This window comes from uncultured Flavobacterium sp. (genome assembly GCF_963975005.1).
GTDB lineage: Bacteria > Bacteroidota > Bacteroidia > Flavobacteriales > Flavobacteriaceae > Flavobacterium.
The window spans coordinates 62,218-75,783 of the sequence record NZ_CAXBFR010000001.1 but is presented as its reverse complement, the minus strand read 5'-3'; the positions used below and the strand labels follow the sequence as shown (position 1 = coordinate 75,783).

The window sequence follows — 13,566 nt, the reverse complement described above, 5'->3', positions numbered from 1 at the left end:
ACCATGTTTTAAAAATTCCATATATTTGAAAAATACTATCACATATACTTATCATATCTTTTATGTCTAAAAAAATCATTCTGATTGCACTTCTATTTGTTTGTTTTACACAAGCTCAAGAAAAAAAATATCAAAGCCTTTTATGGGAAATTAGCGGTAATGGCCTTCAAAAAAACTCTTACGTTTATGGTTCTATGCACGTAAGTGAAAAAGTTTCGTACCATTTATCAGATGCGTTTTTCAAACATTTAATGGAAGCTGATTTTATTGCCAACGAAAGCGATCCAACAACTTGGTCAGATTTGTACAACATTTTCAGTGGTGTTTATGGTAACAACTATGGTTATGGCGCTTTTTATAGCAATTTCTATATCACAAAACCCAAAAAAGAAGATTTATATCCATTATTTAGAGGTACAAATTATAATTTAATTGGCTTACTTTCAAGAACAAACGAAATGAATAAAGATTATCAAGAAGATACTTATCTTGATATGTTTATCTATAGAACGGGAAGAAAATATGGTAAAAAAACACTAGGTTTAGAAGATGTAAAATCTTCAACTATCAACATTATGAAAGCCGAAGCTAAAGTTAAACCCAAAGATGTTGAAGAAAATCGTCAAAAACTTAAAAAACTTTTAAAAAATAAAAATTATAACGAAGCCATGATGGATTACTATCGTGAAAAGGATTTGGACATGTTAGATTCTTTAACGATTTTATCTTCATCAGAAACTTATTTGAAAGCTATGTTATATGATAGAAATACTGACATGGTTAAGAGCATGGATTCTATTATGAAAACAGGTAGTTTGTTTTCTGCAATTGGTGCAGCACATTTACCAGGAAAAAACGGAGTTATTGAAGCATTAAGAGCAAAAGGCTACACTGTAAAACCAGTTTTTGGAGATTATACAGATGAAGGCAGAAAAACAAAAAAACAAATTGAAGAATATTTTATCAAACCTGAATTTGAAACAAAAACTTCAACTGACGGAATGATTTCATTACCTCTTTATAAATTAGTTTTAGAAAACGCAGAAAATTTCGAATCTCCAGATTTAGCAAATGGAGGCTATATAAACGTGAAAAGAAGTCTTTTAAAGGATTTTATATCAAAAGACAACGAAACATTCAACCATAAATCTTTAGACAGTTTATTCTATGAAAATATTCCTGGAGACATTTTAGATAAAAAATTCTATCAGGAAAAAAACTATATGGTTTATGACATAAAAAGCAAAACCAAAACAAACAATGCTCAACGCTATAGATATTACATTACTCCATTAGAAATAATTGCTGTTATTATGGGTGGTGAAGGTGATTATGTACGCCAATACGAATCGTATGTTTGTGATAATATAACCATAAAAACTAATCAAAATAGCACAGAAAAATTTATTCCTAAAAAAGGTGGTTTTGAAGTTGAAGTCCCTTCCTATCATATCACGCAAGGAAACAAAGATTTTGACAAACAATATGGTGATATTAAATTATTAGCTTATGACGAATCTGAAAAAGCAAATTATTTCATACTAGAACAAACACTAGGGGATAATGAAAATTTAGAAGACACCGAGTTTGAATTAAAAAGAATTCAGTACGAATTTTATAACCAACACGACTTAGACTCCACAAACACTTCTTTCAATAAAGAGAAAATGAGCTTTGTTTCACAGTCTAAGATTGGCGAAAAAGACATTTATTTAAAAACAACTATAAATGGTAGCAAATATTATCTTTTAGGAACTGTTGGTGCTTCAAAAAACAAAACGGATGTGTTTTTCAGTTCATTTGCTGTAAAAAACTTAAGTGCAGCGGTCGAAACTAAAGTTTATTTAGATAGTACTGCAATGTTTTCGATAGAAATTCCTAAAAAACAAAACGAATACCTTGATTTTAGATTTGATAGAGATTATGATAGCTATCAAAAAAAGGAAAATATATTTAAAATAAAATCAAAAGCATTTTCATTCATGTCACCAACAGGTAAAGATGTTGAATTATCTTTCTACCAATATCACAAATATGATAGTGAGAAAAATTTAGATTCTGTTTGGAACGAATTTAGAGAACATATTAAATCTGATTTTGCAAGTAATAACTATGATGATATAGACGAGATTGCAGTCGAAACGGTTGAAAGCGTAGTAGAAATGGCTTCTGGTGATATAATTCCCGCTGATTTAGCAAAAGAAAAATCAGATAAAAAGAAAAAATTTAGCTATAACATTTCACGTTGGGATGAAGAGCTTGGCTTGAATAAAAAAGACAAAAACAAAATTGAGCTAATCGATGAAAAATTGACTTCTAACGAAGACAAAACAGTTCATGAGATGAATGTCATGGCAGTCAAACCTAATTCCAATCAAGCCATTAAATACAAAGCTGTTTTTAAAGACGGGATGTCTTATTTAATGAAAACGCTAGTAGAAAAAGACTATAAAAATGACGATGCTTTTGTAGAGAAAACATTTAATTCATTCAAACCCTTTGATACGATTCTAAGTCCTTCTGTATTTGAAAATAAATTCAAGTATTTTGTTGAAGACGCATATAGCGATAATGATACTATTAGATATTCAGCTTTAAAATCAGTTTACTTCTTAGACATTTCAAAAGAAGATTTACCACAAGTAAAAGAATTTTTAGATGGTTTTGAATTCGAACAAGACGAAAATGAAGCAATAGTAGCTCTTTATGAAAAAATTGGTCGAATTAAAGATCCAGCAATTATTCCGTATTTAGAAAACATCTACAAGAAAGAAAGTGTAACTACTTCGATACAATTTGCAATATTAAATGCTTTAACAAATCAAAAAAGCAAAGATGCTTACAAAACTATTGCAAAATTACTGGAATATGATTTACCGCTTTCAGACAATGAATACGAAGTAACGAGTTTATTTAACAGTTTTGAATATGATATTGAGCATAGTGAAGTATTATTTCCAGATGTATTTCAGTTTTATAGTGTAAATGAATATCACACACCCATAATTGATTTTACCAATAAATTAATTGAATCTAATTTGGGCAATCCAAAGAAATTGAAATCATACAAAAAAATGTTATTAACAAATGCCAAACTAGAATACAAACGTGTTTTAAGTTGGAAACAAAAACAAAACATTAAGGAAGATAATGGTTATGGATATTATGAAGATGGAAGTTATGCCCCGACTGAAGAATTGACAAGTTATTTAAATATTCTTTATCCCTTTAAAAAAGAAAAAGCTGTTGCTGAGTTTTACACAAAAGTTAACAAACTAGATGTAGACAATGTTACGATAGGTTTGGCAAAAATTCAATTGGATAAAAACAACCAAGTAGATAAAAAAACCATTGAGATATTACAAACAAAACCAAAGACAAAATTTGTAGCGCTTCAAATGTTACATCACACAAAAGAAATTGAGGAGTTAAACAAATATAGCGAAGATTCAATTGCTCTTGCTGGTATTACTTATTTTAATGATTTGAAGAAAGATAAAGACGATGTTACGTTTTTAGAAAAAAGGATCATCAAACAAAACAGAAAAGAGATTCATTATTTCTTCTATAAAATTGTAGATATTGATGAAGATTCATACAATAAAAATGCTGAGAAAATTACCGGAATTGCCTTTGTAATGGAAGACGGAAAAATAAATCCACAGGCATTTAAAAAATTACGTTCCAAGACTTTTATTGAAGAAAAAGAAATAGAGCCTTATATTAGAGCTGTTATTGACGAAAGCATTAACACAAATCATCCACGTGCTACTTATCAAAAATTAAGTGATGTAAGCAATATGTATGGCGGTTATGAAGATGAATATTACGAAGATTAAATCATAGATGGAAAACAAAAACCGTTGTTATTGGTGCGAAAAAGACGATTTATACAGAGATTATCACGATAACGAATGGGGAAAACCTGTTTATGACGATGATAACTTATTTGAATTTCTAATTTTAGAAACGTTTCAAGCGGGTTTAAGTTGGTATACAATTTTAGCTAAAAGAGAGAATTTTAGAAAAGCTTTTGATAATTTCGATTATAAAAAAATAGCACAATACGATGATTCTAAGATTGAAGAATTGCTTCAAAATGTTGGAATTATCAGAAATAAATTAAAAGTAAAAGCAACCATTTCAAATGCAATTGCTTTTATGGAAATTCAAAAAGAATTTGAAAGTTTTTCAAAATATATTTGGGGTTTTGTAGATGGAAAACCTATTGATAACAAACCAAAAACGACACAAGAAGTTCCAGCAACTACTGCACTTTCTGATGCTATTAGTAAAGATTTAAAAAAACGTGGTTTTAAATTTGTAGGTTCAACCGTTATGTATGCACACATGCAAGCCACTGGAATGATAAATGATCATGTGGAAGATTGTTTTACTAGAAATTAACACTAACTTACGGTTTTCATAATTCATTTTTAACAAATGAATACTTTTAATTAGTTTTAAATTCCAACATTATGTTTCGTCATAAAGGTAGAAAAAGAACATTTTCGCATAATTTCCGATTGGCCTCTACGCTTTCATTTGTAGCTGGAATCGTTAATATCGTTGGCGTTTTATCAGTATCAACTTTAACTACAAATGTGACTGGACATTTTGCCTTTTTGGCTGAAGAAGTATCGTTAAAAAATTACTTAGAAGCTATCCACATTATCTTATATGTTTTATTCTTTCTTTTTGGTGCTTTTATCTGCAACTTACTTGTTGAAATAATTTCGCGAAAAAGACCCAGAATCTCTCATGCGCTTCCAATGTTTATTGAAATTTTAATATTAACAATTATTGGACTTTCAACTGGTTTAAATCCCATATATATTGCCTATGGTTTACTTTTTGCTATGGGATTACAAAATGCCTTAGTAACAAACATATCACAATCCGTTATTAGAACAACACACCTTACTGGCCTTTTTACAGATTTAGGAATAAATTTATCTCAATTGTTTTTCACTAAAAAGAAAATCGAATTGAAACGACTAACTAGAATTATATTCTTAAAAATTTCGATTATTCTGTTTTTCTTTGTTGGTGGTGTTTTAGGAGGTTTATTATTTGTACCTTTTCAACTAAAAGTTTTATTCTTTGCTGTTGGATTATTAGTAGTTGCACTTTTTCTAGATAATGTTGTAGTTTACTATAACCTAACTAAAAGAAAAATCATGACTCCAAAATCTTCATAAATGCATCCCTAGAAATTTCAAAAGCACCTAGCTTTTCTAGATGATCATTATGCACTTGGCAATCCAACAAACGATAGTTGTTTACTTTTAAATATTCAATCCATTTTACAAAAGCGACTTTTGAAGCATTTGGTACTTTTGAGAACATACTTTCACCACAAAATACAGTTCCTAAATCAACGCCATATAATCCACCAACTAATTCATCGTTTTGCCAAACCTCTACAGACTTTGCATGACCTTGTTTGTGCAATTTACAATAAGCATCAATCATATCTTGTGTAATCCATGTCCCGTTTTGGCCAACTCGCTTAATTTGCTGGCAATTGGTGATTACTTCTTCAAAATTCTGATTAATGGTAACTTTAAAAATATCGCGATTAATAATATTTCTTAAACTCTTCTTGACTTTATAATCTTGTGGATTTACAACCATTCGTTCAGATGGTGACCACCAAAGAATAGGTTCATCAGCTTCAAACCATGGAAAAACACCACTGTTATATGCTAAAAGCAATCTTTCAGTAGACAAATCACCACCTACAGCCAAAACCCCTTCATAAGAAGCTTCTTCAACTGGTGGAAAATATAATTTATCGGTTACGTAATACATAAGAAAAAATTCCAATTAAAAAATTCCAAATTCCAATAAATAGACATTCAAGAACTTATGAACGTTTTCTTATGGGAATTTGGAATTTAATTTTTGTTTATTTCCTTTTTAATTTTCTAATTAAAAAGGAAGATCGTCGTGTTCTTCTTCATTAAAGTTTGAAGCTGGTTCAAAAGCATCAGCTGCAGGCATTGGAGGAACACTTCCTTGTGGAGTACCAGTTTGCATTTTTTCAACTCTCCAACCTTTAATCGAATTAAAATATTTTGTTTCACCTTGTGGATTAACCCATTCTCTTCCTCCTAAATTAATAGAAACTTTTACATCTTCACCAACTGAAATTGTATTTAATAAATCCGTTTTATCTTGAATAAATTCAATCATAATACTTTGAGGATATTGCTCATCTGTTGTTACAACTAATTCTCTTTTTTTAAAAGTTGGACTAATTTGTTGTTCTGCGCTAATTACTTTTACTTTTCCTGAAATTTCCATATTACTTATTTTTATTTTTTTGCCAAAAGCACTTTCCAAGCACTCAAAGCATCGTTATTATCTAAATATTCTTTTGCCATTTGGTGTTTCTTTCCTTCATCATCCGAACTCAAAACTCCTTTAACCGCAAAATCCTGTTTTACAAAGATAGCAATTTCTTCTTCATTTGGAATAGCTTCTATGTTTCCTAATTTACCTAAATCGTTTCCATCAAAATAAGTGCTTTCTTTTATGAATTCAGGAATATTGTCAACTCCTATTCCTAATGTGCTCAATGGCTTTTCTACTTCAAATAAACCATTTATAGCTCTACTATACCAATTCCCACCTAAACGCGAAACTAAATCAATCTTTTGTTGGTCAATCATTCCATTTTCATCTAAAACAGTTTCACTTACGTGAATTTTTTCAACTTCACAAATTATTAAATTTCCTGCACCACCTTCTGTTCCTAAAGCAATAATATCATTTACTTTACATTCAAATTGCACTGGACTTTCGGCAACTCTAAAAGGTCTTACAACATCCGATTTTAACATCGTAAAGCCTGATTTATCAAATTCATTTACACCATCAGCATATTCTGTACTTGACAATGACATTTGTTGAACCATAGAATAATCAACAATATTAATCACAACTTCTCTTGTTGCCTCACAATTTATTAATGTATGTTTTATAGTGTTATTCCTTACTCTTCTCGCTGGAGAAAAAACCAAGATTGGTGGATTAGAACTAAATACATTAAAAAAACTAAACGGTGATAAATTCGGATTTCCATTTTCGTCAACTGTACTTGCAAAAGCTATAGGTCTTGGAGCAATAGCACTTTGTAAATAGCTTTGTAATTTTGCTGGAGAAACTTCTTTTGGATTAATACTTATCATAAATTAACTTTGGTACAAATATAATTTTTTAAGATTAAAATCGTTTAAATAAGGTCTTAAATCTTTACTATAATTTTAGTACATTTAACAAAAAATTGCATGCAGTTTACCGAAAGAAGCAACTCAACACGCTGGTTTATTATTATATCTTCCTTTTTAATTGTTCTATTAATTTTATGGAACACTTATAATTTTTTTCAGATTTTTAAAAATGAAGAAAGAAATAAGATGGAATTGTGGGCTTTAGCACAAAAAAAAATTAACTCTGAGGACTTAAATGCAGATTTAGAATTACCATTTGAGATTATTCAAAATCCTAGAATTCCTATAATTGTTACCATAAATGATTCTATAAGTTTAACTACAAATATAGATAGTAAAATAATTAATGATCCTGAAGAATTAAAAGATTATATTGAATCCATTAAACTTCAAAACAAACCCATAGTAACCAAAATTTCTGAAACAAAAACCCAATTTTTGTATTATGGTAATTCAACTTTAATAAATCAACTTAAATATTATCCAATTGCTCTTTTATTAATCATTATACTTTTTGCTGCTGTAGTGTATAATTTTTATAGAGCAACAAAAATGTCAACCCAAAACAAATTATGGGCAGGAATGGCAAAAGAAACAGCTCATCAGATAGGAACACCTTTGTCTTCGTTAATCGGTTGGCTCGAAATATTGAAATTAGAAAATGTTGAAGAATCTACAATTGAAGAAATAGAGAAAGACATTAATCGATTACAAACCATTACGGATAGATTTTCTAAAGTTGGTTCAGAACCTGTTTTAGAAGAAAAAAATATTATTGAAGAAACTAAAACTTCTTTTGATTATTTAAGAGATAGAAGTTCAAAACAAATTAATTTTAAATTTATCGCTCCAGATAAACCAATAAATATTGCTATAAATCCAGCTTTGCATAGTTGGACTATTGAAAACTTAGTCAAAAATGCCATTGATGCAATGAAGGGAAAAGGAAATCTTACGTTGACTATTGAAGAGAAAGAAGATTATATAAGAATAAAAGTTACTGATTCAGGAAAAGGAATTCCGAAATCCGATTTTTCAAAAGTTTTTGAACCTGGTTTTACAACCAAAAGACGTGGTTGGGGTTTAGGCTTGTCTTTAACTAAAAGAATTGTTCAGGAATATCACAAAGGAAAAATAAAAGTAGCTCATTCTGAAATTGGCAAAGGAACTACTATGCAAATTAGTTATAAGAAAGGGAAACCTATTTCTTAAGTAAGAACATTTTTTTTCGTTCTCTTTCACTTTTAGTCAAATAATCATCTACAAAAACTTTGTGCTTTTTAGCTTCTTCGATTATATCAATTATGCTTCTTTTAAATTTATTTAAATCGTATAAATTATCTTGCCCCACAAAACCTAATTTATATATTTTATCGCTGCAATCTTCAAAAATACTTAATGGTTTTGTAATCATTTCTAAAATTTCCTGATCTTCTTTTACTGGTTTAAATTGTGCGTTTCTGTAGTAAATAAATTCATTTAGTAAATTTATTCCGTTGTTATAATTATTTGTGATAGCATTCAGCTCTCTTACATTAAAATTTAAAGAAAAAACCTCAAGTTGTTTTTTCAGGATTTCAAATCGCTCTTTGGCTAGTTTATTTTTATAACCTGTTTGAATCATTCTTGTTTTTAGCTCATTTAATTGTTCGTTTTCCGAAAGATTTAGAAATGTTTTAATAGTTTCATTATAATCAAATGACTTTCGACTCTCGTCTTGATTTAAATCACCTTTAACAAAGTCTTGTTCTGTTATTGGAGACTTTAAAAATTGCCATATATAATCAAAAGGCATGTGTGATTTTATGCTTTCAGATGGATTTGTTTTGAAATATTTAGAATTTAAACTTCTAACAAATTTTCCGTTTTGAATATATCCTGAATCCCATGTTGGATCAAAAACATACCACTTGCCATCTTTTAATTTTATAGCACACCAAGCATGTGATTGTTCTGCTAAAACATTATCTCTTTTGGTGTAACCCGAAATGACTTGACTATTATATCCTAATTGGTTGACTATATTCTTAAAAAATTTAGCGTAATGAATACAAACTCCTTTTTTAGAAGTAATAGTTTTTGAAACCATTTCATCATCTGAAATCACTAAATTCACTGTAAATTCATGAGAAATATCATAAGCAACATTTGAAATTACATAATAGTATGCTGCTTTAATTTGTAAATCTTCAGAAGTAAATTTTTCTTGAATAAAAGCTGCAATTTTTGCTGTAGCTTTTTTTTGACTTGCAGGAATAGATTGTATTGTTTTTTCTACATCAGAATAGAAGCTTTTAACTTGAGCAAAAGCAACTGTTTGAAAAAATAAAAAATAAATTAAATATTTCATGATAGTAAGTAAAACAAAAAAACACCAAAAAGGTGCTTTTTATTATAAGTTTGAAGTTATTTTTTTGGCAAATTCTTCAAATTCTTCTTTTTCTAAACTAACCTTTCGCTGAAAACGCATGTCATCCATATCTTGCAAAGGAATTAAGTGAACATGTACATGAGGCACTTCTAAACCTACAACTGCAACTCCTACTCTTTTACAATCAATAGATTTTTCTAAAGCTTTGGCAACTTTTCGGCTAAATTGCATTAGACCTAAATAAAGATCTTCTTCCATATCAAAGATTTTATTAATCTCCTGTTTAGGAATACACAGGGTATGTCCTTTTGCATTTGGATTAACATCTAAAAAAGCCAAATAATTTTCGTCTTCAGCAATTTTATAACAAGGAATTTCACCGTTTACTATTTTAGTAAAAATAGAAGCCATAGTTAAATTTTTATCTTGAAATTTCTAATATTTCGAATTTTAATATCCCGTTTGGAACCGTTATTTCGGCAATTTCTCCAACAGATTTACCAAGCAAACCTTTTCCAATAGGAGAAGTTACTGATATTTTTCCTGTTTTTAAATCAGCCTCACTTTCTGCTACTAAAGTATAATTCATTTCCATTCCATTGGTTTGGTTTTTGATTTTTACTTTAGATAACACTAAAACTTTAGACACATCCAATTGAGATTCATCAATTAAACGTGCATTAGCTACAACTTCTTCCATTTTAGAAATTTTCATTTCAAGAAGACCTTGTGCTTCTTTGGCTGCATCATATTCTGCATTCTCAGATAAATCTCCTTTATCTCTAGCGTCTGCGATGTCTTGTGATGCTTTTGGTCTTTGTATATTTTTAAGCTGGTCTAATTCATCTCTAAGATGTTTTAACCCTTCTGCTGTGTAATAAGATACTGTACTCATAACTTAATCGTTTATAAAAATAGAAAGAATCCCATACGAGTGGGATTCCTATATGCAAATATAACAAATATTTTGATTCCCAAATTTTTTAAGATATAATTTTGACTGTTAGTAATTCAAAAGTATTAAATTTGACTAAAAATAAACCATGAAGAAATATATCTTATTACTACTAATTCCTTTTTTTATAGGTTGTGAAAAAGATAGCGTCGGGAGCAACAATCCTTTTTTACCTGATTATTCTGTGAATTTAAATATAAATTTAAATTTGCCAGCTTATAATGTTTTAAAATATCCTAGTAATGGTGTTTTAATTACTACAGCTGGTGTAGGAATTAGAGGTGTTTTTGTCTTTAATACAGGAAACAACATTTATGCTGCCTATGATGCAGCTTGTCCAAATCAAGCATTGAGTGATTGTTCTACAATGACATTAAACGGAATAAACGCAAAATGTTCTTGTGATGCTGCCGAATATAGTTTATTCACGGGCTTGAGTCCTGGAAAAAATTACCCGATGAAAGCATATCGAACCGAAGTAAATGGAAATATAATTAGAGTATATAATTAAACAAAAAGGGAAGTTAAACACTTCCCTTTTTGTTTGCATTTAAAATTTTAATACCATTCCGGCTAAAAAATTTATGCCCGCTTGAGGATAATAACCTGCTCCTTCAATTGTTGTTATTGCAGGAGGATTTGAATAATTATCATCATAAGTGTAGAAATAACCGTTAGAAATATATTTTACATCAAAAATATTATTTACTAATCCAGACAAAATAATTGATTTTATGCCTTTGTTAATTTTCCATTCATAGTTTATATTTAAATCATTTATAAAATAAGCTTCTAATTCTGATTTTTTCGCATCAATATTTCCCATATATTGTTTGCTAACATATTTAGATAGTAAAGAAACTTGTAGTGACTTTATTGGCAAAAAAGTAATGTTTCCACCAGCAATTAAATTTGGAGAAAAAGCAATGTTAGTATCTCCTAAATTTTTCAAAATACCATCACGTTGAAAATTGAAATCTTTATTTTTATTTTGACTTAAGGTAACATTAGGCTGAAAAAACAATTTGTCTGTAATTTCAATTTGTGCATCAATTTCAAGTCCAACTCTATAACTTTTCCCACTATTTGTGAAAATTGGCGAACCTACATCGTTTAAAGCACCTGTTAAAACCAACTGATCGGTATAGTCCATAAAAAATGCATTAGTATTTACTTTCAGTTTTTTAGAATTATATTTCCATCCTAGTTCTAAATCTTTCAAACGTTCTGATTTTGTACTTCCGTTTTCATAATCATCTCTTCTTGGTTCTTTGTTTGCAATTCCGAAATAACCATAAAACATATTGGAATTATTCAATTGATAATTCAATCCTACTTTTGGATTAAAGAAACGAAACGTGTCATTTACATCTTCCTCAAACTTATAACTATCTGCTTGGTAAAAAACCATTCGATATTGCATATCTGCAAAAACACTTAATTTATTAATAACTTCATGTGATATTTTACCGTAGACATTTACATCATCTTTGTTTCCAAAATTATCGTAATAACGATTCGCATTTGGAACATAATATTGAGTATCTACTACTTCACCATAATGCTTCCCTAAATAACGATTTGCAGCACCGCCTATTTGAAAGCTAGTCTTTTTAGAATCATAATTTAAGGATGCTGTAGCTCCAAAAAAGTCATTGTCTAGCCATCTTTTTCGAACTAAATCTGAAATTGAATTTCCATTAAAATCAGGTAAATTATAATCCGAAAGCATTTCGTCTTCTTTATATTGTTCAAAATATCCTTTCCCTAAAGTGTAATGCAAAGCAACATTAGAATTCCATTTAGAATTCCACTTCTCTGACCAATGCAATTGAAAATGATTTTGCCAATAGTTATCAGTTTCATTATCATAAAATTGCTCATTTCCATATTCATCAAAATAGATTCCTGCAACATTATAAGTTCTATCATTTTTTAGCTTTTCCTCATCTTCAAGACCATACCATGCTTGATAGGTTTTCTCTTTTCCTCCAAAAGCCAAAAATTTTATTAGTGTATTTTCTTTTACATAATTAGCATTCAAAAAATACCCAAACATGTTAGTTGAAGCTCTATCAATAAAACCATCAGAAGCAATTTGAGACAGTCTACCGTTTATTTCAAAATTGTTTTGCAAGCCTGTTCCAAAAGCTAAAGTGTGTTTTCTAGTTCCAAAACTACCAACAGAGTTAGCAATTTCCGCATAAGCTTCTTCTTGATAAGATTTTGTTTCTACATTTAAACTTGCTCCAAAAGCTCCAGCTCCATTTGTAGAAGTTCCAACTCCTCTTTGCAATTGAGCACTTTGTATGGATGAAGCAAAATCGGGCAAATTAACAAAGAAAGTTCCTTGACTCTCACTATCATTAAATGGAACTCCGTTTAATGTTACGTTAATTCTAGAACCATCAGAGCCTCTTACACGCATGTAAGTATAACCTACACCATTTCCGGCATCGGTTGTAGTTACAACAGAAGGCTGATAGTTTAATAAAACTGGAAGGTCTTGTCCAAGATTTCTTTTAGCAATTTCTTCTTTAGAAATATTAGTAAAAGTAATTGGATCTTTTTCTTTTGCTCGAACAGATGTCAATACAACTTCTTTAAGCTGTGTAACTTTAGTTGAATCTGTTTCTACTTCCTGTGAAATGGCAAATGCCGAGTAAAATAAAGTGAATAGACTTAAATAAGTCTTTGTACTTTGTACTTTGTACTTTGTACTTTTTGCAAATAATTGTTTCATTCGTAAATAAATTATACGAATAAAAGGGGTAATTATTCTTTGGTTAAAATTAAAATTGAAAAACTCCAGACACAAGCAAACGTGCACATTTGCTTGTGTCTATTCCCTAAACAGCATTACCTGTTCTAGGTTCTATGGGTATAATCTCAGCTCGTTTTTTAGAGCACCCCTTTGAGACAGTGCAAATATAATTGAAAGTATTAAGATTTGAGTATTAAGTATTAAGATTTTTAAAACTTTTTCTAACCGCATCATTCTT

Annotated in this window: 12 protein-coding genes and 1 riboswitch; of the genes, 5 read left to right on the top strand and 7 right to left on the bottom strand. The window is 29.5% G+C overall.

Translation table 11 applies throughout. The features are described 5' to 3' along the window. The first annotated feature begins 62 nt into the window (after positions 1-62). The 3 genes from AACZ53_RS00350 (at position 63) to AACZ53_RS00340 (ending at position 5,201) form a co-directional block, all read left to right on the top strand. Positions 63-3,839 (top strand): TraB/GumN family protein, encoded by a 3,777-nt coding sequence (locus tag AACZ53_RS00350; protein ID WP_339833354.1) that lies wholly within the window; start codon positions 63-65, stop codon positions 3,837-3,839. Between the two features lie 7 nt (positions 3,840-3,846). Continuing rightward, positions 3,847-4,407 carry a DNA-3-methyladenine glycosylase I gene (locus AACZ53_RS00345; RefSeq protein WP_339833352.1) on the top strand — a complete coding sequence of 187 codons (561 nt, stop codon included), beginning with the start codon at positions 3,847-3,849 and terminating at the stop codon, positions 4,405-4,407. 71 nt (positions 4,408-4,478) lie between these two features. Then, positions 4,479-5,201: a YoaK family protein gene (locus AACZ53_RS00340; RefSeq protein ID WP_339833350.1), complete on the top strand. Its 723-nt coding sequence runs from the start codon at positions 4,479-4,481 to the stop codon at positions 5,199-5,201. On the opposite strand, the gene aat is transcribed toward AACZ53_RS00340, so the two are convergent. The 3 genes from aat to AACZ53_RS00325 form a co-directional block, all read right to left on the bottom strand. After that, on the bottom strand, positions 5,179-5,814 hold the full coding sequence (gene aat, locus AACZ53_RS00335) for a leucyl/phenylalanyl-tRNA--protein transferase (RefSeq protein WP_339833347.1): 636 nt from the start codon (positions 5,812-5,814) through the stop codon (positions 5,179-5,181). The genes AACZ53_RS00340 and aat overlap by 23 nt on opposite strands. 120 nt (positions 5,815-5,934) lie before the next feature. Then, positions 5,935-6,309, bottom strand: a complete 375-nt coding sequence (locus AACZ53_RS00330; protein WP_339833345.1) for a DUF3127 domain-containing protein — start codon at positions 6,307-6,309, stop codon at positions 5,935-5,937. Between the two features lie 11 nt (positions 6,310-6,320). Beyond that, on the bottom strand, positions 6,321-7,196 hold the full coding sequence (locus AACZ53_RS00325) for a flavin reductase family protein (RefSeq protein WP_339833343.1): 876 nt from the start codon (positions 7,194-7,196) through the stop codon (positions 6,321-6,323). 99 nt (positions 7,197-7,295) lie between these two features. Here AACZ53_RS00325 and AACZ53_RS00320 point away from each other — a divergent pair, with 99 nt between their 5' ends. After that, positions 7,296-8,450, top strand: a complete 1,155-nt coding sequence (locus tag AACZ53_RS00320; RefSeq protein WP_339833341.1) for a HAMP domain-containing sensor histidine kinase — start codon at positions 7,296-7,298, stop codon at positions 8,448-8,450. Here AACZ53_RS00320 and AACZ53_RS00315 read toward each other — a convergent pair. The 3 genes from AACZ53_RS00315 to greA are packed head-to-tail and all read right to left on the bottom strand — an operon-like array spanning position 8,440 to position 10,504. After that, positions 8,440-9,588, bottom strand: coding sequence for a transglutaminase domain-containing protein (locus AACZ53_RS00315; protein ID WP_339833339.1), 1,149 nt, complete (start codon positions 9,586-9,588; stop codon positions 8,440-8,442). The genes AACZ53_RS00320 and AACZ53_RS00315 overlap by 11 nt on opposite strands. A gap of 42 nt (positions 9,589-9,630) precedes the next feature. Next, positions 9,631-10,020 (bottom strand): HIT domain-containing protein, encoded by a 390-nt coding sequence (locus tag AACZ53_RS00310; protein WP_339833337.1) that lies wholly within the window; start codon positions 10,018-10,020, stop codon positions 9,631-9,633. 10 nt (positions 10,021-10,030) lie between these two features. Continuing rightward, positions 10,031-10,504 carry a transcription elongation factor GreA gene (gene greA / locus AACZ53_RS00305; protein WP_339833334.1) on the bottom strand — a complete coding sequence of 158 codons (474 nt, stop codon included), beginning with the start codon at positions 10,502-10,504 and terminating at the stop codon, positions 10,031-10,033. 148 nt (positions 10,505-10,652) lie between these two features. Here greA and AACZ53_RS00300 point away from each other — a divergent pair, with 148 nt between their 5' ends. Then, positions 10,653-11,075, top strand: coding sequence for a hypothetical protein (locus tag AACZ53_RS00300; protein ID WP_339833332.1), 423 nt, complete (start codon positions 10,653-10,655; stop codon positions 11,073-11,075). A gap of 39 nt (positions 11,076-11,114) precedes the next feature. On the opposite strand, the gene AACZ53_RS00295 is transcribed toward AACZ53_RS00300, so the two are convergent. Then, positions 11,115-13,307, bottom strand: coding sequence for a TonB-dependent receptor (locus tag AACZ53_RS00295; protein WP_339833330.1), 2,193 nt, complete (start codon positions 13,305-13,307; stop codon positions 11,115-11,117). 85 nt (positions 13,308-13,392) lie between these two features. Further along, positions 13,393-13,488, bottom strand: a riboswitch (TPP riboswitch). Positions 13,489-13,566: the final 78 nt, after the last annotated feature.

Coding starts and splice junctions, on each gene's coding strand:
- greA (WP_339833334.1), bottom strand. CDS start 10,504: ATGAGTACAGTATCTTATTACACAGCAGAAGGGTTAAAACATCTTAGA.
- AACZ53_RS00330 (WP_339833345.1), bottom strand. CDS start 6,309: ATGGAAATTTCAGGAAAAGTAAAAGTAATTAGCGCAGAACAACAAATT.
- aat (WP_339833347.1), bottom strand. CDS start 5,814: ATGTATTACGTAACCGATAAATTATATTTTCCACCAGTTGAAGAAGCT.
- AACZ53_RS00320 (WP_339833341.1), top strand. CDS start 7,296: ATGCAGTTTACCGAAAGAAGCAACTCAACACGCTGGTTTATTATTATA.
- AACZ53_RS00295 (WP_339833330.1), bottom strand. CDS start 13,307: ATGAAACAATTATTTGCAAAAAGTACAAAGTACAAAGTACAAAGTACA.
- AACZ53_RS00300 (WP_339833332.1), top strand. CDS start 10,653: ATGAAGAAATATATCTTATTACTACTAATTCCTTTTTTTATAGGTTGT.
- AACZ53_RS00350 (WP_339833354.1), top strand. CDS start 63: ATGTCTAAAAAAATCATTCTGATTGCACTTCTATTTGTTTGTTTTACA.
- AACZ53_RS00345 (WP_339833352.1), top strand. CDS start 3,847: ATGGAAAACAAAAACCGTTGTTATTGGTGCGAAAAAGACGATTTATAC.
- AACZ53_RS00325 (WP_339833343.1), bottom strand. CDS start 7,196: ATGATAAGTATTAATCCAAAAGAAGTTTCTCCAGCAAAATTACAAAGC.
- AACZ53_RS00340 (WP_339833350.1), top strand. CDS start 4,479: ATGTTTCGTCATAAAGGTAGAAAAAGAACATTTTCGCATAATTTCCGA.
- AACZ53_RS00310 (WP_339833337.1), bottom strand. CDS start 10,020: ATGGCTTCTATTTTTACTAAAATAGTAAACGGTGAAATTCCTTGTTAT.
- AACZ53_RS00315 (WP_339833339.1), bottom strand. CDS start 9,588: ATGAAATATTTAATTTATTTTTTATTTTTTCAAACAGTTGCTTTTGCT.